Annotated in this window: 15 protein-coding genes; 6 read left to right on the top strand and 9 right to left on the bottom strand. The window is 45.7% G+C overall.

The window, feature by feature from the left end:
* Positions 1-32: 32 nt before the first annotated feature.
* Positions 33-4,019 carry a pullulanase-type alpha-1,6-glucosidase gene (pulA, locus tag KHO06_RS25455; protein WP_212582841.1) on the bottom strand — a complete coding sequence of 1,329 codons (3,987 nt, stop codon included), beginning with the start codon at positions 4,017-4,019 and terminating at the stop codon, positions 33-35.
* A 508-nt stretch (positions 4,020-4,527) separates the two neighbouring features.
* Between pulA and KHO06_RS25450 the strand changes: the two genes are divergently transcribed.
* The 6 genes from KHO06_RS25450 to pdxY all read left to right on the top strand — a co-directional run bounded on the left by KHO06_RS25450 (position 4,528) and on the right by pdxY (position 11,944).
* Entirely contained in the window at positions 4,528-5,733 is a 1,206-nt protein-coding gene (locus tag KHO06_RS25450) for an SEL1-like repeat protein (RefSeq protein ID WP_038890455.1), read from the top strand.
* Between the two features lie 473 nt (positions 5,734-6,206).
* Positions 6,207-6,653, top strand: a complete 447-nt coding sequence (locus tag KHO06_RS25445; protein ID WP_045371638.1) for a helix-turn-helix transcriptional regulator — start codon at positions 6,207-6,209, stop codon at positions 6,651-6,653.
* Positions 6,654-7,098: 445 nt separating this feature from the next.
* The gene (speF, locus tag KHO06_RS25440; protein ID WP_005429232.1) at positions 7,099-9,279 is read left to right on the top strand and encodes an ornithine decarboxylase SpeF; all 2,181 of its coding nucleotides are present in this window, start codon (positions 7,099-7,101) and stop codon (positions 9,277-9,279) included.
* 65 nt (positions 9,280-9,344) lie between these two features.
* Entirely contained in the window at positions 9,345-10,655 is a 1,311-nt protein-coding gene (gene potE, locus KHO06_RS25435) for a putrescine-ornithine antiporter (RefSeq protein WP_005437812.1), read from the top strand.
* A gap of 129 nt (positions 10,656-10,784) precedes the next feature.
* On the top strand, positions 10,785-10,967 hold the full coding sequence (locus tag KHO06_RS25430; RefSeq protein ID WP_011999143.1) for an AbrB/MazE/SpoVT family DNA-binding domain-containing protein: 183 nt from the start codon (positions 10,785-10,787) through the stop codon (positions 10,965-10,967).
* A gap of 107 nt (positions 10,968-11,074) precedes the next feature.
* Complete coding sequence (gene pdxY / locus KHO06_RS25425; protein WP_005429237.1) at positions 11,075-11,944, top strand: pyridoxal kinase PdxY; 870 nt, start codon at positions 11,075-11,077, stop codon at positions 11,942-11,944.
* An 83-nt stretch (positions 11,945-12,027) separates the two neighbouring features.
* On the opposite strand, the gene KHO06_RS25420 is transcribed toward pdxY, so the two are convergent.
* The 8 genes from KHO06_RS25420 to KHO06_RS25385 all read right to left on the bottom strand — a co-directional run bounded on the left by KHO06_RS25420 (position 12,028) and on the right by KHO06_RS25385 (position 19,062).
* On the bottom strand, positions 12,028-12,522 hold the full coding sequence (locus KHO06_RS25420) for a type IV pilin (RefSeq protein ID WP_212582840.1): 495 nt from the start codon (positions 12,520-12,522) through the stop codon (positions 12,028-12,030).
* Positions 12,523-12,788: 266 nt separating this feature from the next.
* The gene (gene sstT / locus KHO06_RS25415) at positions 12,789-14,006 is read right to left on the bottom strand and encodes a serine/threonine transporter SstT (protein ID WP_212583442.1); all 1,218 of its coding nucleotides are present in this window, start codon (positions 14,004-14,006) and stop codon (positions 12,789-12,791) included.
* 364 nt (positions 14,007-14,370) lie between these two features.
* Positions 14,371-15,447, bottom strand: coding sequence for a ribosome small subunit-dependent GTPase A (gene rsgA / locus KHO06_RS25410; RefSeq protein ID WP_212582839.1), 1,077 nt, complete (start codon positions 15,445-15,447; stop codon positions 14,371-14,373).
* 258 nt (positions 15,448-15,705) lie between these two features.
* Positions 15,706-16,014: a PTS glucose/sucrose transporter subunit IIB gene (locus KHO06_RS25405; protein ID WP_212582838.1), complete on the bottom strand. Its 309-nt coding sequence runs from the start codon at positions 16,012-16,014 to the stop codon at positions 15,706-15,708.
* A gap of 177 nt (positions 16,015-16,191) precedes the next feature.
* Positions 16,192-16,659 (bottom strand): copper chaperone PCu(A)C, encoded by a 468-nt coding sequence (locus KHO06_RS25400; RefSeq protein WP_212582837.1) that lies wholly within the window; start codon positions 16,657-16,659, stop codon positions 16,192-16,194.
* Entirely contained in the window at positions 16,649-17,263 is a 615-nt protein-coding gene (locus KHO06_RS25395) for an SCO family protein (RefSeq protein ID WP_005532504.1), read from the bottom strand. The genes KHO06_RS25400 and KHO06_RS25395 overlap by 11 nt, the downstream gene beginning before the upstream one ends.
* Positions 17,264-17,272: 9 nt before the next feature.
* On the bottom strand, positions 17,273-17,698 hold the full coding sequence (locus tag KHO06_RS25390; protein ID WP_212582836.1) for a hypothetical protein: 426 nt from the start codon (positions 17,696-17,698) through the stop codon (positions 17,273-17,275).
* Positions 17,699-18,144: 446 nt separating this feature from the next.
* Positions 18,145-19,062, bottom strand: coding sequence for a DUF368 domain-containing protein (locus KHO06_RS25385; protein WP_005429253.1), 918 nt, complete (start codon positions 19,060-19,062; stop codon positions 18,145-18,147).
* Positions 19,063-19,394: the final 332 nt, after the last annotated feature.

The following is a 19,394-nucleotide window of genomic DNA, read 5'->3' as shown; positions in this document are numbered from 1 at the left end:
CCCAAACTAGCACGTAATTGTGCCTACTGTTTTTAGTTCTGAGTCACCGTCACGATTGGCGCGGCTTTATCCGCTGCGTTGAAGTGGAAGTTGTAGTTTCCATCTTCTGCTAGCGTGATGCTGATGTTGCCACTTGAGCCACCCGCTTCCATAGTCAGTGGTGTGCCAAATTCAATCGCGCCTTGACCACCAAAGTTGGTTGCATCTGCCCAGTCTGAGCTCGCTACTTTCATATCGAATATGCCCGCTTTTAGATCGATGTCTAAAGAGTAAACATCATTCGCAACGTAGCTGAATTTTGCTGTCTCTAGTGCTGCCCAGTTTGCATCGGTTACATCACCACGTAGGTAAAGTGCTGTTTCGCCGAACGTTGGTGCATCCGCTGATTTAGTCACAGATACAACAGGCTTTTCTACGCTTTCATCTTGAGCGTGTAGTGCGTTCAGAGTGAAGTTGTACTTACCTGTTTCAGCAACTGACAACTTACAGTTACCTTCTGAGCCTAAATCTAGTGAACCAGACGCTTGCTCTGCCGCATCACAACCAATGTTTGGATTTGCCCAGCCAGAGTCCGCAAATTTGAACTCGTGCTCACCAGCTTCAAGAACGCCAGTTACAGAGTACATGCCATTGCCGATGAAGGTCATTACCCAATCGCTGTTGTCCGACCAATCGTTCATTGTGCCTTTAACGTAAACGACTGTTTCACCGTAAGGAGGAATGCTCGATACGTCTTTGTTGTCAGTGTTTACTGGTAGACCTGCACCTTGAGCGCCGTTTTGTGGTTGAACAAATACCGCTGTTGTTAGTGCTGGAACCGTAAAGGTTTCGCCTGAGAAGCTTGCGCCTTGCACACGGCTATCTGCAGAGTCTTTTTGAACTTCATGCAGTTCGAAGCCAGTTGCACCTTCAACTTTGAACGATTTCGTTTCTGATGTTGAGTTCACTACAGCTACGATTGCATCGTAGTTCGCGTCGAGATCTTTACCTGCTGATACACCGTCATCAATAGACATGACGATCAAGCCTTCCACTTGGTCTTTGCCTACGTTGCGGAAGTCAACGCGGTTCATGACTTCTTGAGCGGTATCTAAACGGAACAGTTCGCTTGAGCTACGAATAGTCAGTAGTTCTAGGAATTGTTGCTTAGTTAGCTCGATATCGTCAGTGTTTGGCATCGCAGTGCTGTCAGCAACGATAGTTTTGATCAGCTCCCAGTTTGCGCCGTCTTTGTCTTCACGAGGTAGACCGACGTTCCAGTTGTTGTCGCTACCGTCGAAGTAAACGCGGTTGAACCAGTCACCTGAATCGTAAGAGTCACGCTGCATTGATTTCGAACGCAGTAGCTCAGAACCCATGTGGATGAACGGGATACCTTGACCAAGCATTACCGTAGATAGAGACACAGTTTGCATACGTGCGCGGTCAGCAGATGAAGTGCCAGTCGCGATCTTGTACGCGTTGTTGTCCCACAGCGTTTGGTTATCGTGCTTAGATACGTAAGAGATGTTCTCAGAAGGTATCTTAGTGTAACCCGCTGGCGCACCGTTGTAGTCTACGTTCTTACCAAGTTTAGTTTCACCTTCAAAGTCTAGAAGAACGAATTCTGCGAGGTTACCTGCCATACCTAGACGTACTAAGTCTTGGTTGTGTAGACGACCGTTTACCGCTTCTGCATCTGTCTTCGTTTCTTCGTTCGGGTAACCTGCGTTACCAAAACCTTGGTTAAAGCGAAGTGGGTGCTTACCTTCAGAGTCCACACCGCCATCGAATGGGCTACCACCTCGAACCGCGTCACGTAGACGGTCAGAGAAGGTACCGATGCCAGTGCCAGCCATGTTGATTTGTGTTGCTTGGTCGAAGCGAGCGTTGTTTGCTACTTCACCGAAGTCCCAACCTTCACCGTAGAATAGTGTGTTTTCATCGACTTGTTTAACGCGCTTCAGAGCGTATTCCATTAAGTCTTTAGGTTGGTGTGCCATCAAGTCAAAACGGAAGCCGTCAACTTTGTAGTCGTCCGCCCACACAAGCAATGAGTCAACCATCAGTTTACCCATCATCAAGTTCTCAGTTGCTGTGTTGTCACAACAAGTTGAGTTCTCAACGCCACCCGTGTTCACATTTAGACGGTGGTAGTATCCAGGGACGATCTTATCTAGGACAGATTTTTCGTTTATGCCCGATGCGTTAGTGTGGTTGTACACCACGTCCATAACCAGCTTCAGATCCATTTTGTGTGTCGCTTGAACCATTTCACGGAATTCAAGGATACGTTTAGAACCGTTTGGATCGGTCGCGTAGCTGCCTTCTGGCACAGTGTAGTGGAATGGGTCGTAACCCCAGTTGAAGCTGTCTAGCATGCGTAGATCGTTCATCAGTGCTTGTGCAGCGCCCGTTGCTGGATCGTAGCTGTTTAGTACATCTTCAATGATTTTAGCGTTGTCTTCTGTTTCACAGATTGAAGCCGCTGGTTTGATGCCACATAGCTTGCCTACGGTATCTGTGATATCAACGCGTTTTTCTGCGTTTTCGTCAACCGTTGCAATATCGAACGCTGGCAGAATGTGAAGTGTCGTTAGACCTGCGTCTTTCAGTGCTTGCAGGTGAGTAACCGACTCACGCTCAGGCTCTGTCAGTGCAAGGTACTTACCGTTTAGAGATTGTGTGCCTTTAGTATCACTAAAGCTGAAGTCACGAAGGTGTGATTCGTAAAGAACGTGGTCTTCATCTTTTTCAACCGTTGGGCGATCGTAATCATTCCAGCCTTGTGGTTGCAGGCTTGCACTGTCTAGATCGACAACTTGTGAGTACATTGAGTTTTGCGACAAGCTTAGCGAGTAAGGGTCAGTCACTAGACGAGTTTCAACAACACCAGTCGTCGGGTGGTAAACCTTCACTTGGTAACGGTAGAACTTGTTCAGTACGTTGCCTTGCGCTTCCGATTCCCAGATACCTGTTTCTGGGTTCTCAGTCATTGCAACTGTCGCTTCTTCCGCAAAGTTCGCATCGTAGATGATTAGGTCAACGTCTTGCGCGGTTGGTGCCCAAAGTTTGAATGTTGCCGCGCTACCTTCAACAATTGCGCCCAACTCTTCACTGATTGCATTACCTGCATCTTCATCTGCAAATACGGCATCAAGCACGCCTGGTTTTTGTACTTCAGTAGCTGAAGTCACATCGCCATCGGCATTGTAAGCGACCATCACGATTTGAGATTTCAAAATCGTACGTAGTGTCTCGGCATCCACGTCGATGCCCGCAGCTTGCAGGCTAGCAAGGTGACGGAAGCGCTCTTTTAGTTCATCAGACAAGTCGCCAGCTTTTGTCAGCTCAACCGCTGTACCGCCAGTGATTTGCTTGTCTTCATCCATCTTGATGTCATTGGTCAAGCTGTAGTAAAGCTTCATGGAGTCAGCGCTACCTGCCGCTTCCCAAGCGATGGTTTCAGCGTCTAACCAATGGGCTTTTTGGCCATCGATGTCTACAGGGCGTTCTTCGATTGGCTCGTAGTAAAGCTCGCTGCTGCCGTGGAAGCCGAATAGGCCTTGTGATTCACCTAGCTTGGTCAGGTCCACTTTTGAATTGCCACTGCCGAAGGCTTTTTCGTCGCCTTTGTGCAGGATGAAGTTCATACAGTTATGTGGGTCAGACGCATCTGGATCGACTTTAAGCACGTAGTACGCACCGTAAGTGTCGCTGATGCCATCGAATGGAAGTGGTGATGCCCAGTCTGTACCGCCATCAGCAATCCCCATTGCTTCTAGGTCAGTACTGGTACAGCCTTCACCATTCCAAAGGTGCAGACCCCAACCATCGTAGTCGTTTGCTGTTGAAGCTGATGCTACGTCACGTTTGTAATAGATGACAACTTCGTTCTCTCCCGCAGGGTGTAGGCCAGAGCCCGGGTTCGTTGTGTCATCGCTAGAGCTATCACTGCCACAACCGCTGATAACCGCTACGGAAATCAAAGGCAGAACGGTTTTGGCGATCGCTGATAATTTAAATGTTTTATTGTCCACGTTTACAAATCCATTGTTATTGAATTGATAATAGATTGGCAAAATGCCGAAAAGGAAATGTTCAACTAGATGCTAATACACTGAACTATCAGCAAAATGTGAGAGCAGGCCGTTAAGTTTTTTACAAGTGAAAATTTTCTATCACAGTAGATTTTGTTCACAAATTAAATAATAAATCGGTCGCATAGTGAGATATCGAGCACAGCCTAATGATGTAAATTTTTATAGGAGGAGAAAGGGGGGATGATAGGGGATGAGAATATCTAAGCCCCAAAACTGTGACTCATTTCTATAAAATTTGGGGTGTTATTTTTTGCTTAAAAATAAGTGGCGGTGATATTAACGAAAAAGCCACCATTCGGGACCAGTAAACTTCAGATTTTATTCGATTGGTCGTTATATAATAGAGCGTGCGTGCTGTGGTTAATGCAGTCGTACAATCACTAAGAATTTTGAAGGTTTCCCAAAGCGGGAAGCCATGATGGGCTCTGACCTAAAGAGGCGGTTTATGAGTAGTATGGGCATTGCTATTGCAGCAACTGGCCTTTCACTCATCCTGATATTTGTTTGGATGATCTCGCTGTCGATGCGTAAACAACGCCTCGAAGCTGAGAGGAAAGCGCGCGAGGCGGCGTATCGAAAGGCGATGCAAAAAGCGCGAGAGCAAGAACGTAAAGAACGTGCGTTTAAGGCGGAAACGGGCCATGTGCCGACCATTCTCTATTTAGCAAAAGAAGCGGAACGAGAAAACATCAAGCAAGCTCTGTATTGGTACGACAAAGCCGCCAAACTGGATAACGTTACCGGCATGTACGGTGTCGTTCGTTTGGCAGAGCGCATGCGTGAAGACGTGATCTTAAGAGAGCAAGCCAACTTTTGGCGAACGGCGATTGCGGGCTTAGAAGGGGATGTTGAGGCAAAGTTTGCCACAGGTAAAGCGCTCGTATTTGGGCGTGGCACAGAGAAAAACATTCCTAAAGGTCACCAATTAATCGAAGAAGCTGCTGATGAAGGCTGCATTCCAGCCATGCTGTATATGGGTGAGTGGCAGTTGTCACCAGAAAATACATCAGGTCAGCGAGCAGACGCCTTATTTTGGTTTATGAAAGCCGCAGAACAAGACAGTGCGGATGGCAAAATCCAAGTTGGCCTTTGTTACCTCAATGGCATTGGTACTGAAAAGAGCATGGTAAAAGGCTGCTACTGGTTAGAACGAGCAGCAGAGTGTGGTAGTGCGGAGGCCATGTATCATGCAGGTGAAGCTTGGAAAGACACAGGCAAAACAGGTAACGCGATTGCTTACGTTTGGTTGTTCTTGTCTGCGAACATGGGTTATGAGCCTGCGAGAGTTGTGCGCGATGAGGTTGCCAGCAACATCGGTGTGGATGTGGTGGTTGGCTTACAATCAATTGCTAAGCCGCTACAAAGAAAGTTAGCGTCTGGTGTTGTGAAGAAGCATTCCATCATTCGTGCATTGAACAAGGTCTATAAGCGTGAGCCGTACTTCCCTGGTGAAGAGGAGCTAAACGAGCTGCTCAGTGAGGAACATCATGATGAAGCAAGCCTCCTCGGTGACACACCAGAGTTGAACTTTGAAACGGAGATGCCTGTTCAACAAGAGTTTGCACCTCCACCAAAACAACCTTCCAAAGAAGTGCTCGATTTTACGCAAAACTTTTTACAGCCACAGAATCTCAACAAGCCTCATTCGTGAGGCTTTTTTATCACTCAAATTCTTCTTTACTCTATCGTTTGCATAGTTGTTGGGTGATCTTTATGCAAAGCTTCAACAGAATTTTACCTACCACCAACCTATTCTTATATAAATCGATAAATAGAGGGAAATCCCCCCTTGCTGCAAATACATGATTTAAGCTCCAATCCGTTATTATTGATTAGCTCGTACTATAGCTATGAAAATAATTTGTTAGCTTAAATTGTGTTTTTCTAATGACACTCATTACTTTAACTAATATTTGGTATTAAGTTTTATATTATTAAATCTTAATTTCTATTTTTGGTTTCAATTAGTGTCTGTTGATCTTTAACTAAATTAAGCGCAATATACCCAAAAATAAAAATAGCGCACACTCTGCGTATAAATACAGTAAGAAGCAACCTGTTATTATCCTTTTCAACATAAAGGGGCAACGTCATGCTCTTTTTATGTCCATTAGAGATTTGTGTATGTTGAGAATCATTAGTGCAGATAAGTTCATCTCTTCAAGGTTTATCTTGGAATACAGCAAAGTGGAATTTGCATCTTTGTTGGGTGTTTCCGTTGCTAAGATAACCAATATAGAGAACGGCAAAACATCGATTCCCCCGGTGTACGATTACGCCATCAATCACTTGCTCAGTGAGCACCCGTTTAAAGACAGTGCGATGGATGCCTTGTGTTCCCATGAAACGCTTAACTTCGCTCGCCGTGTCGATGTAAACAGTAAGGTGCAACGCTTGTCGTGTAAGCGCTGTGACAGCCGAAGGTTACATGTCATGGCTGGCATGAGTGGCCTGTACTTTGTCGAATGTATGGACTGTAAGCACACCATGTACTCGTCTGGAATCGCGGTGAAACGGTATCAATTGTGGTCGAATAATGGCGTTAAACTCGATAGCCATTTGTTTGATTAGATTGGCTCTCTACGTTTATCGAAGAAAGCACCAAAGAAAAAACAATAACGTGAAAAGCCATCAGCAGAAATGTTGATGGCTTTTTATTTATGGTTTATAAATTGTTAAATATAAGCGTAATTATTGTTTGTATTTAATCTATTAAATCAAAGTGATTAAATATAGAGTGATGAAAATCGCAAAATTTTATTTTCTTTTGATTCCTTTTTTAATAACAACTGGTGAGGTCACATAATTCTTCACCTGAATTCAATTTAAGCCAGAATCTAATATCATTGGCTTATCGAAAGGAAAGTGATAAAGATCGCGAAATTTTATTTCGAGAAAATAAGAGTTTTAATTATGAACGAATAATCACGAAATTTGTTTTTTGAATTTTAAATATTAATTTCACTTGTAATATCTGTGCTTGTCGTCTTTACAGAACAAATAAGAGATATTTCAAATGAAACGTTTAATTATCGGTGTTAGTAATTACATGCCAGAAGACTTCAGTTTATTATCTGAATCTTTGGATGAGCAATTTAACCGAACTTTAAAACCACTTGAGCACGTCGAATTAACTGACGTTGGCGCTGCAATTATTACTTCTGCAGATATTAAGGCTGGTCTACACAAAATTATTTCTGAAACGGGTTATGGCATTCCGGTTTTCTTAGTAACAGATGAAAACCCAGTTTCAGCAGAAGATTACGTATGGTTAACCGGCGTTATCGATTTGGAAAGACAGTCAATTGAATACTACGGTCGCCAAATCAATGAGGCTGTCACCAAATACGAATGTCGTCTACTTCCACCTTTCTTCAAACAATTGACTCACTACGTGGAAATGGGCAACTCTGCATTCGACTGTCCAGGACATCAAGGCGGTCAGTTCTTCAAAAAACACCCAGCGGGTAAACAGTTCTACGATTTCTTCGGTGAAAACCTATTCCGTAGTGACTTGTGTAACGCGGACGTTGATTTAGGTGACTTGCTGATCCACGAAGGTTCTGCTCACCAAGCTCAAGCGCACGCAGCAAAAGTGTTCAACTCAGACAAAACCTACTTCGTACTTAACGGTACTTCGGCTTCAAACAAAGTGGTATGTAACGCGTTAGTGACCGAAGGTGACTTGGTGATGTTTGACCGTAACAACCACAAATCAAACCACCACGGTGCATTGATCCAAGCGGGCGGTATGCCAGTTTACCTAGAAACGGCACGTAACCCTTGGGGCTTTATCGGTGGTATGGATGAGCACTGTTTTGATGAAGAATACATCCGTGCTCAAATCGCGAAAGTGTCACCAGAGCGTGCTCGTGATGAACGTCCATTCCGTCTTGCGATCATCCAATTAGGTACTTACGACGGCACAATCTACAACGCACGCTACGTGATGGATAAGATTGGTCATCTCTGTGACTACATCCTATTTGACTCGGCATGGGTAGGCTACGAGCAGTTCATTCCTATGATGAAAGACTGCTCTCCACTGCTACTGGATCTGAAACCAGAAGATGCGGGTGTGATCGTGACTCAGTCTGTTCACAAGCAACAAGCAGGCTTCTCTCAAACCTCGCAAATCCACAAAAAAGACCACCACATCAAAGGTCAGGCTCGCTACTGTAACCACAAACGCTTCAACAACGCGTTTATGATGCACGCGTCCACTTCACCATTCTACGCGCTGTTCTCAGCATTGGATGTGAACGCGAAGATCCACGATGGTGAAGCGGGTCTGCGCTTATGGCGTGATGCGGTTAAGACAGGTATCGAAGCACGTAAAGAAATCCTGAAAAGCTGTGAGCTGATTCGTCCGTTCATTCCAGACCAAGTTGATGGTCAACCATGGGGCAGCTACGACACCGATCTTATCGCAACCAATAAGAAATTCTTCATGTTCGAGCCAGATGCAAGCTGGCATAAATTTGAAGGCTACGGCGAAGGCCAGTACTTCGTTGACCCATGTAAATTGCTACTCACTACCGCAGGTATTGCTGAAGATGGTAGCTACGCAGACTTTGGTATTCCTGCAACGTTATTGGCTAACTTCCTACGTGAGAACGGCATCATCCCTGAGAAGTGTGACTTGAACTCTATCTTGTTCTTGCTAACTCCAGCAGAGGATATGGGTAAGATCCGTCATCTTGTGGCGCAAATTAACCGCTTCGAGAAATTCATTCGTGATGATGCGCCGCTAAACATCGTGCTTCCTCGTGTTTACGAAGCGAACAAAGAACGCTACCGCGGTTACACCATCCGTCAGCTATGTCAGGAAATGCATGACATGTACAAAGAGCTGAACGTGAAACAGCTACAAAAAGCGATGTTCCGTAGCGAATACTTCCCAACCATGGTGCACAAACCCGATGTGGCAACACGCAAATACTTCCGCGGCGAGTGTGATTACTTGCCTCTGAAAGAAGCGGTAGGTCGTGTCGCAGCAGAAGGTGCGCTTCCTTACCCTCCAGGCATTATCTGTGTGATCACGGGCGAAATCTGGACTCAACAAGTGGTCGATTACTTCTTATCTCTAGAAGAAGGTATCAACCGATTCCCAGGCTTCGCACCAGAGATTCAAGGTGTGTACCTAGAAGACGTCAATGGCCGCACCACCGCCCATTGCTACGCCCTTAAAGATTAATCTACCCCGTTCGCATCGTGACTTGATTGTCGCGGTGCGAACCGTTTATTCGTGGAGAATAATTTATGAGTACTGAAACCAAAAAAATGTCGGTGGTGCAGCTAACCATCCTGACATTCATTAACATGGCTGGCTCGGGCATCATTATGCTGCCAAGTAAGTTGGCGCAAGTGGGCACGATTTCGATTCTATCTTGGCTGATTACTGCGGCGGGTTCATTGGCATTGGCTTATGTGTTCGCAAAATGTGGTCGCTTTAGTAAACGTGACGGTGGTATGAACGGTTATGCGTCATACGCGTTTGGTAAATCGGGTGCGTTTATGGCGGGTTGGACCTATGGCTTGTCATTGTTGATTGCCAACATTGCGATTGCGATTACCTGTGTCGGTTATGGCTCGGCTTTCTTCGAAGTGACCTTGTCGCCAGTCGAAACCTGTCTGTACACCATCGCTATCCTTTGGATTTGTACCTTCGCTAACTTTGGTGGTGCGAAGATCACTGGTCAAATCGGCTCGTTTACGGTCTGGGGCGTTATCCTTCCTGTGTGTTCTTTGGGTATTGTTGGTTGGTTCTACTTCAGCCCAACCATGTACGTAGAAGCGTGGAACCCACACCACCTACCATTTGGTGAAGCGGTAAGTGCGTCGATCGCGATGACACTTTGGGCATTCCTAGGTCTTGAATCGGCTTGTGCGAACTCAGAAGCGGTAGAAAACCCAGAGAAGAACGTACCAATCGCAGTATTGGGCGGTACGCTGATTGCGGCAGTGGTTTACATTGTTTCAACCAACATCTGTTCTGGTATCGTAGCGAACTCTGAACTTGCTGCCTCTACAGCGCCATTCTCAACAGTATGGACAGTGATGCTAGGTTCTACGGCGGGTAAAGTAGTTGCGGGCATGGCGGTTCTTGCTTGTGCAGGTTCACTACTGGGTTGGCAGTTCACTATCGCGTCCGTATTCAAATCATCTTCAGACGCAGGCTTCTTCCCGAAACTCTTCTCACAAGTAGATAAACGCGGCACACCAATCAAAGGTATGGTGGCCATCACGGTTATCCAATCGGTGCTTTCTTTAATGACTATCTCGCCAACATTGAACGAGCAATTTGAAGCGCTGGTTAACCTAGCGGTAGTGACGAACGTTATTCCTTACATCCTATGTATGGGCGCAATCTTCATCATGCAGCAAGTGGCGCACGTGCCTGAGCGCGAAATGAAGACCACGAATATCATTGCGCTAGTCGGTTCTCTATACAGCTTCTACGCATTGTACGGCTCTGGCTACGAAGCCATGATGTGGGGTTCAATCGTTACCTTCCTAGGTTGGAGTGCGTACGGTCTGATTGCTTCTAAGCATGAACCTCTCGTGAACTAGTTTTTTCAATCGAGCCTTCCCATACGCGGTGTGGAAGGCTCTTTTGCTTTTATCCATCCGGTAAATTGAGGACACAAGAAAAGCCACTTACGATGTGAAAACTCATTTTCGACAATTGGGGGACGAAAGATGATTAGCCAACCTGTTAAACTCGGTGACGATACCGTCGTAGTCATTCCAAGCGTGATCCTGAATGAACTCGGGATAAGGGAAGGGGACACCCTCGAAATTGCGCTCAATAAAGACAAAATGGAAATTAAGAAAATGGTACTGAAAACCAGCTCTCCAATCGATTCCAGCGAAGAAGGCTAGAATTGAGTTAGCGAATCTTGGTTTGTCGGATACACTACTGGTTTCGCAAATCTGGCGCTCGCCGCTGTCTTTGAACTATTGATAACAACAAGAAGAGGTCTGGTACTATGCAAGGTATCCTCTCTATACAATCTCATGTTTCTTTTGGTCACGCTGGTAACAGCAGTGCCGTTTTCCCAATGCAACGCATGGGTTTCGAAGTGTGGCCTATTCACACGGTTCAATTTTCTAACCACACCCAGTATCAAGAAGGCTGGACGGGTCGTGCGTTTTCGGCTGATGACATCAGCGAATTAGTTCGTGGTCTTGGCAATATTGGCGCACTAGAAAAGTGCCAAGCCGTTCTGACCGGCTACCAAGGCAGTGCTGAGCAATGTCTGGCAGTAGAAGATACCGTCACTAAAGTTAAACAAGCGAATCCAGAAGCGCTTTACGTGTGTGACCCAGTGATGGGCGCGCCAGACAAAGGCTGTATTGTTGCGCCGGGTATCGCAGAAAACTTGTTGAATCGTCTCATGCCAATGGCGGATGTGATCGTGCCTAACCAGTTCGAGCTAAGCCAATTTGCAGAGATGGAAATTCACACCTTGGATGACGCGATTAACGCGTGTCAGCGTGCGCTAGCAAAAGGCCCTAAAGTGGTGTTGGTGAAGCACCTTTACTGCCTGTCAGATGACAGCTTCAATATGCTACTTGCGACACCAGAAGGCACTTACCTAGCGAAGCGTCCTCATTTTGAATTTGCTAAAGCACCCGTAGGCGCTGGTGATTTAATTTCGGCGATTTTCACCGCTGGTCTATTGAAAGGTTGGACGCCAAAACAAGCGTTCCAACACTGCCACGATGCTTGCTACGGTGTACTTAACGCGACTTACCAAGCGGGCGAATGGGAACTGCAAACCATCGCAGCACAACAAGAGTTCGTTGAACCTAGCGCGCATTTCCCATTGGAAGAAGTAACACTCAGCCAAGCGTAAATTCAGGCTGGAAACAGTAAAAAGGGAGCATTGAGCTCCCTTTTTGATTTCTATAGCCCGGTCTACACAGCGTTAAGTCTGCCCTAACAGCGAGAGGTATCAACTTTAAAGCTGTGTCCATCCGCGCCTTTGCCATCCATTCGGTAGTAGGCGTAGCATTTGCCTGCCATCAGCGCTTCTGGTGATTCGTCACTGCCATACCCAACCATGGAGTATTGGTTGTTCTCGATGAAGACTAAATCTGTCTGTCTCATCTCATCGGTGATGGTTAGGTTATCGAAGAAGCTGACCTGCCCACCGCACTCACTTTGGGTTTCTGGGTAGCCATTGTAAAACTCTTGATACCCAGCGGCGGTTAAAACGCACTGATCGGCTCCGTGGTCTTGCTTAAAGGCTTTCGCATTCTGATTCAGAATAGAAACGTGATACTGCATGTCAGCGAAGATCACTTGGATGGCGGCTGTGCGAGCATCAGAAGTACGTTGCTTGGAGTGATAAACGGCATAAGCGGTTAAACCACCGAGCACCACGGCTGTTAAAAGCCACTCTTTTGACGAGAATCCAGACAACAATCTCATTGGTTTTTACCCTATGTACAACTCAACCATACGCATAACAGGGCGGGATTCTACGTATCGATTTTCGAAAATTTAAGGGCAAATTGTGTGTTTCAGAAAATCCTGACGCAAAGTTGAAGTATGATCAAAGTATGAGGAGAGGAGCATATTGCTCCTCTTGCATTTTGAATTCGTTTGGTGTGGCGGTATTAATTGACGTTTACACAAAAAAGGGGAGCCGCGTTGGCTCCCCTTTCTATTATTGAGATCTTAAAGATGTTTAAGTCTTACTGAGCTTTTTGCTGTTCTGATTTGCAAACAGCGGCAGTGAAGATAACGTCTGTTGAGCTGTTTAGCGCTGTTTCAGCCGAGTCTTGAATCACACCGATGATGAAGCCAACCGCTACAACCTGCATTGCTACGTCGTTTGAGATACCAAACAGACCACACGCAAGTGGGATAAGTAGTAGAGAACCACCTGCAACACCAGACGCGCCGCACGCTGATACCGCTGCAACAACACTTAGTAGTACTGCCGTCATTAGGTCAACTTCGATACCCATAGTGTGTACCGCTGCTAGCGTTAGGGTAGTGATAGTGATTGCTGCACCTGCCATGTTGATAGTTGCGCCTAGCGGGATAGACACTGAGTACGTATCTTCGTCTAAGTCTAGCTTCTTACATAGGTTCATGTTCACAGGAATGTTCGCAGCACTTGAACGAGTGAAGAATGCTGTTACGCCACTTTCACGTAGACATTGGAACACCAATGGGTATGGGTTTTCTTTGGTTTTGAAGTACACGATCGCTGGGTTAACCACTAGCGCAATGATAAACATTGAGCCCAGTAGTACCGCTAGAAGGTGAGCGTAGCTTGCTAGTGCGCCGAAGCCTGTTGTAGCAAACGTTGATGCAACCAAACCAAAGATACCGAAAGGCGCAAGACGAATGATGAAGCGAACAATGTGAGAAACACTGTGGCTTAGATCTTCGAATACCGCTTTTGTCGTTGCTGATGCGTGGTGAAGTGCAAGACCCAGACCCACGCCCCAAGCAAGAATACCGATGTAGTTAGCTTCTACTAGCGCGTTTACTGGGTTATCAACCAGTTTGAACAGCAAGGTTTGTAGAACTTCTGCGATACCTTGTGGTGGCGTTGCACCTTCAGCGCCTGTTACTAGCGTTAGATTGGTCGGGAAAAGGAAGCTTAGTAACACTGCGGTTAATGCTGCAAAGAAAGTGCCCGCTAAGTAAAGAACTACGATTGGACGCATGTAAGTGTGTTGGTTTTTCTTTTGGTTCGCGATAGACGCAGCAACCAAGATGAATACCAATATTGGAGCAATCGCTTTTAGCGCACCTACAAATAGACTACCCAGCATACCAACGCTTTCAGCGTGGCTTGGTGAGATCGTTGCAAGCAAGATACCAAAGACGATACCGACAAGGATTTGGAGAACGAGGTTACCGCGAGCGTATCGGGCAACGAGACTGTTGTGTTGCATTTGCATACATCATTCCTGCAATTTTTTGCCTCAGCAACAGCGCAAATTCAGTCATCACACGGCGTAATATTCCCTTGCGTTAAGGGGGCTGAATCTTGTTATTGCGTTGCTAAGACGTCCTGATTATCAATTATCCTGTATTTATAAATTCAGCTATTTTCTTGCTGAATATCACATATCTTAGCTTGGTAATATTTTGTGTCTAGTTTTAGTTTGTTCTTAGTTTAAATGTTTGCTCAATGTTATCGTTATTGGTCTTTTGTGTTGCTTTGTATGGCAAAGTATGAATGATGGTTTTTCACTAAGTTATTAAAAAAGGAGGCGTTAGCCTCCTTTGTTCTATTGATTACGCAAATGCAACAAGTTAATAACCTCGTTGGTGTTTGCGCTTTTCGCCAACGATACTGCGTACCATTTTTCCGAACTGTTTACTCTGTGCTCGTTGTTCTGCGAGAGTCGCGCCGTTGTGGGCTTGTTCTCGCAGTAACTTCTGGTAGTTAGTAAAGCGGCGCATCTCTAATGTGCCATCTTCAATTGCGGCTTGAACCGCGCAACCCGGCTCTGTTTGATGCTGACAATCGCTGAATCGACAGTTTTCTGCTAAGGCTTCAACATCAGCGAACGTTTCACTCACACCTGCTTCGCAATCTGCCAATTGGATCTCTCGCATTCCCGGCGTGTCCATTAAGATCCCACCAGAAGGCAATAGGTGGATTGAGCGTGAGGTCGTCGTATGTCGACCTTTGCTGTCATCTTCACGAATTCCGCCAGTCGCTTGTTCTTGCTCGCCAAGTAGGGTGTTGACTAAGGTCGATTTTCCTACCCCAGAAGAACCGATGAAGGCGACGGTTTGACCTTCACCACACCAACCCATCAACTTAGTAACGTCTGATTCGTCCAAGCCGTTAACACTTTCTACCATAAGCAGTGGATCTAGCTTTTGTACCTGAGCTTTGAGCTCGTCAGCGTCGTCACATAAGTCGGCTTTCGTCAGCACAATCACAGGTTCTACATCGGCTTCATTGATGAGTGCCAAGTAGCGCTCAATGCGGCTGAGATTAAAGTCGTGATTGAGTGAACAAACGATAAAGACCGTATCCACGTTGGCGGCAATAAGTTGCTCAGCGACCTTGCTGCCAGCGGCTTTACGGCTGAATAAGCTGCGGCGCTCAAGTAAACGAGAAAACTGCTGCTGGTGGTTGAGTATCACCCAGTCACCAACGGTCATGCTGGGTAACGAGGTATGGATAGGTAAGTGAGTTTCACCTTGTTCGCTAACCACAACGTAACCACTACGATGGTGAGCAATCACTCGCGCGAAAAGCGTGTTCTCGTAATCGTCTAACGTCAGTTGTTGTTGAAAAAACGGTTTCCAACCTAATAGCTTTAATGGGTGAGGTTGAGTTAGTAGTGTTTCACAAAAAGAAAGTGTTTTATTCATTGTTGAATTATCCCAGACGCAACAAAGCGCCTTAATACAAATCGCATTAGGGTCTAATTCGCATAGAGCTGACCCCGGTGAAAACCGGGCAAGGAAGGGAGGAGTTGTGGCTTAGCCACGAGAAAAAAGTTGGACGTTTACCCTTTCATTGCCCAGTTAGTGTTATTCATTACAATCATCATATTTCCTCTTAGTTGGTGAATTAACGGCCGGAGTATAGCGGCTGTGATTCGATTCTTACAACTCCTTTGCACTTTTTTAGAGCGATACGTGCTTTATTCGACGTTCTTCCATCTCTTGTGAATAGGTATTGGCTTTTACGCCGTAGATGATTTGGATATGTCGCTCATCGATGATCACCACGCCATGTGCTCCGTGTGCTTTCAATGCTTTTTGATTCACGATTGCAGTGTCTTTTAGTGTGAGGCGTAGCCTTGTCGCACAAGCTCCGGTTTCCACCAAATTATCCATGCCACCGATACCGTCAATGATGGTGTCAACATCTTGTTCCAGATTTGGATTTACGTGCGTCAGCATTTTAAATACGCGAGCAAGGGCTTTTAACATGGCGAGAAACTCGTTTACAACAAAGCCTTGTTTATATCTCAGTTGCGGCTGTTTCGCTCTGATTTAGGACACAAAATCATGCATTGATAGTTTGGCGAATACGGCTTAGAGAAAAGAGAGAGGAATAAAAAAGCTCCTCACGTTGGAGGAGCTTTGAATCGATGAAGTGAAGAAGCACTAATGATGATGTTCGTGCTTTTTCATTCCTGCCATGACTTTTTTAACTGGTGCAGTAAAGCTTTGCTTTTGGCCGTTGTCGTAAGTCACTGTCACTTCGATTTCGTCGCCTTCATTAAGCGGCTTTTTAAGGTCAAATAGCATGATATGCAGGCTGCCCGGTTTTAGCTCGGTGGTCTCTTTTGCAGCGAGTGTGATGTGGTCTACTTGGCGCATCTTCATTACATCGCCTTCTTTAATCACATCGTGCAACTCGACTTTACCTGCTGCAGGGGTTTCTGCTGCGACAATATTGATGTCTTCTTGGCTTCGGTTAGCAAAGGTCACAAACACAGCGCTAGTGACAGCACCTGGCGCCATTGCTCGTGCATAGGGGTCATGTGGCATCACGTTGAGATTTGCTTGTGCCAAAGGGCTTAGAAGTAGGGCGGAGAGTGCCAATGTTTTGATTGCATGCTTAGCTTTCATTGGTTTTTCCTTCTGCAGTCAGTTTGGTTATTGCCTCGACAATTGGCGCAGGCGTTAAGGTATGCGGCACTTTGGTGATGAGTGTGCCGTCAGGCTTCAAGAAATAGAAGTAAGAGCTGTGGTCGAGTGTGTATTTGAGCTCCGAGCCTTCAAGCTCTGTTTTACGGAAAATGACACCGTACTTATGAGCAAGTGGGGTGGTCACATCAAGTGGCGCTGACAGACCTTCAATCATTGGGTGGAAGTAATGGGCGTACTTAGCGGATGCATCTGCTTCGTCGCGTTCCGGATCAAGTGAGATGAACATCGGACGCAACTGTGCTTTTTGTGCATCGTCGATTTGGTTGAGAGCACCGGCTAGCATGGCTAATGAGGTTGGGCACACATCTGGGCAGCGCGTAAAGCCAAAGTAAACAATACGAATTCGATCATCACTAGTGTCGAAAATATCGACAGGTTTATCGCCTTCGCCAAACAACACGCTTTGTTCGGTAGCGACTTGTTGCGGTTTTTTCTCTACCTCTTTTTGGCCGTCTAGATACGTTTTAGTACCAAAGCCGAGAACGAAAGCAACCACGAGAAAAAGAGACCAATTACGGCTCATAGTTATTCCTTATCTTTGCATTTTGAGGGCTGGGTAGATGGTGTCTTTACCGTCGGAAAGCTCACCAACCCACGTCATTGAATCTTGTGTACAAACGGGCAATGTCACATCGCCCACAAATTTACCCGGCGCCACTTTCTTCAGCATGAATTTTGGCTCGCCCATTTCCATTTCTTGACCAACCAAACTTAATACGAGCTGATCCGCTTCGCTGTCTTGCCATTCGACTTCGAGCTGAGCTGGGATCAGAGGTTGAGCAGTATCGACGCTAAGCGTCATCGCAACATCATGTTGGATGCAAGGTTCAGTAGAGAGGAAACAGTATTCATCGAGCGACTTAGGCTCGGGCGCTGAAGAGAAGTTTTTGAACAGGGTAGGCGCGTAAAAGCCAGCAACCAGTGCAACGGCTATCCCTGCGATTTGTAACACTTTCATTAAGATTCAGTATTTATCACTTAACATTGCCAGCATCCTAGCACAGATGGGATGTAGGAAAACTCGTAACTTCAACAAATTGTGCACTATACCCAAGTAACCTCGAGATGCTGGTTCAGCGAGAATGACTTGGTTTGTAGACGCGGCGACGATTTAAAGGTTTGGTGGGTCTAAATCAAGAATCGACAACAAAGTATACAAGCCAAGACAACTCGCCCTTTGGGAGCGTGTCATTGACTCGATTGCTGCGTCAAACAACTTGGAAATAGCTGGCTATTACGCTGCGTTGTCTTCCTTGCCCTCGAATCAATGACAACGCTCTGAATCCTGCATCTTGAAGTCACTTGGGTATATCTATCTATTTGAAACTTATCGTTTGTGAAGCGTAAACAAAAAAAGCGGAGCCAATGGCTCCGCTTCCTAAATGATTAAACAGTGATTTTGCTCTACTTGTTTGAATCTGCAAACTTCTCTAAACCAAGCACCAGCGCGATAGCAGCTAGCATCATGATAACGGCTAACACCAGTTGTGATGGTTGAGACGTGATGTGCTCAAACTCAAACGGTGACAGGTTTTGCTCTAGCAATGGTACTTGTTCACCTTTCGAGTTTGTACGCCATGTTAGCGTCTCTTTCCAAGGCCAGATCTTTGGTAGCGTACCGATCATCAAGCCTGTAAGGAACATCAGAGTGACATCGCGGAACTTGCGGAGTAACCAAGATAACAGATGAGAGAAAGACAACAGACCGACCACACAGCCAACAAGGAACAGCGCAAGGATATCAATTTGGAAACCTTTCACTGCGCCTAAAACAGGTGCGTACATGCCAATCAACAGCAGAATAAAGCTACCTGAGATGCCCGGTAGAATCATCGCACAGATTGCGATGGCACCAGCAAGAATGGTGTTGATCGCCGTTGGTTCCATATGAAGTGGTTTTAGCACCGTGATGCTGTAAGCAAAGCCAACACCAATTAATAGTGCGACAAAGCGAATCGCATCGCGCTTTTCTACTTGGCGAATGATGTGGTAAACCGACACCAAAATCAGACCAAAGAAGAATGACCAAATTGGAATTGGATGGGTCTCTAGTAACCAACTGATCAGTTTGGCCAGAGTTGCGATGCTGGTGAAGATGCCTGCAAACAATGAAATCAGGAAGAAGCCGTTAATGTGGCTAAATGCGGCTTTGAAGCCATCTTTTTTCCAAATCGAGAAAAGTGATGGGTTAATACGTCGAATGCTTTCTAGCAGCGTGTCGTAAATGCCGGTAATGAATGCGATGGTGCCGCCTGATACGCCAGGGACAACATCAGCTGCACCCATAGCCATTCCTTTAAAGTAGGTGATTAGATAGTTCATTTCTCAAGTACTAAGTCATGTTGATGGCAGTGAGTATACAAACATTGATGTCAAAAAAGTATGAAATAGTGCTGCTGAAGATATCGAAATGATTGCTTATCAGAACATCTCGGGTGAAGTTGCGAGTTTCAACAAACCAAAACAGGCAGATAAGCGATATTGGACGACAAAGACGTTGAAATATAAAAATCGACAAATAGTATAAATTGCCTAGGACAAACGATAATTTTGGTGAATTTGGCTAATTGATGATTTATTTATCACTTATGTGACCAGTTTGCGTCTTGCAATTGCGCTTTGCATTTTGGGTTTGCATAATGCAAAGGTGGAGG

The organism is Vibrio sp. B1FIG11, assembly GCF_905175335.1.
Lineage (GTDB): Bacteria > Pseudomonadota > Gammaproteobacteria > Enterobacterales > Vibrionaceae > Vibrio > Vibrio campbellii.
This window is presented reverse-complemented; position numbering and strand designations above follow the sequence as displayed.

Bases quoted from the DNA above. Each gene is read 5' to 3' on its own strand.
- KHO06_RS25450 (WP_038890455.1), top strand. From the start codon at position 4,528: ATGAGTAGTATGGGCATTGCTATTGCAGCAACTGGCCTTTCACTCATC.
- KHO06_RS25445 (WP_045371638.1), top strand. From the start codon at position 6,207: ATGTTGAGAATCATTAGTGCAGATAAGTTCATCTCTTCAAGGTTTATC.
- speF (WP_005429232.1), top strand. From the start codon at position 7,099: ATGAAACGTTTAATTATCGGTGTTAGTAATTACATGCCAGAAGACTTC.
- potE (WP_005437812.1), top strand. From the start codon at position 9,345: ATGAGTACTGAAACCAAAAAAATGTCGGTGGTGCAGCTAACCATCCTG.
- KHO06_RS25430 (WP_011999143.1), top strand. From the start codon at position 10,785: ATGATTAGCCAACCTGTTAAACTCGGTGACGATACCGTCGTAGTCATT.
- pdxY (WP_005429237.1), top strand. From the start codon at position 11,075: ATGCAAGGTATCCTCTCTATACAATCTCATGTTTCTTTTGGTCACGCT.
- KHO06_RS25420 (WP_212582840.1), bottom strand. From the start codon at position 12,522: ATGAGATTGTTGTCTGGATTCTCGTCAAAAGAGTGGCTTTTAACAGCC.
- sstT (WP_212583442.1), bottom strand. From the start codon at position 14,006: ATGCAACACAACAGTCTCGTTGCCCGATACGCTCGCGGTAACCTCGTT.
- rsgA (WP_212582839.1), bottom strand. From the start codon at position 15,447: ATGAATAAAACACTTTCTTTTTGTGAAACACTACTAACTCAACCTCAC.
- KHO06_RS25405 (WP_212582838.1), bottom strand. From the start codon at position 16,014: ATGTTAAAAGCCCTTGCTCGCGTATTTAAAATGCTGACGCACGTAAAT.
- KHO06_RS25400 (WP_212582837.1), bottom strand. From the start codon at position 16,659: ATGAAAGCTAAGCATGCAATCAAAACATTGGCACTCTCCGCCCTACTT.
- KHO06_RS25395 (WP_005532504.1), bottom strand. From the start codon at position 17,263: ATGAGCCGTAATTGGTCTCTTTTTCTCGTGGTTGCTTTCGTTCTCGGC.
- KHO06_RS25390 (WP_212582836.1), bottom strand. From the start codon at position 17,698: ATGAAAGTGTTACAAATCGCAGGGATAGCCGTTGCACTGGTTGCTGGC.
- KHO06_RS25385 (WP_005429253.1), bottom strand. From the start codon at position 19,062: ATGAACTATCTAATCACCTACTTTAAAGGAATGGCTATGGGTGCAGCT.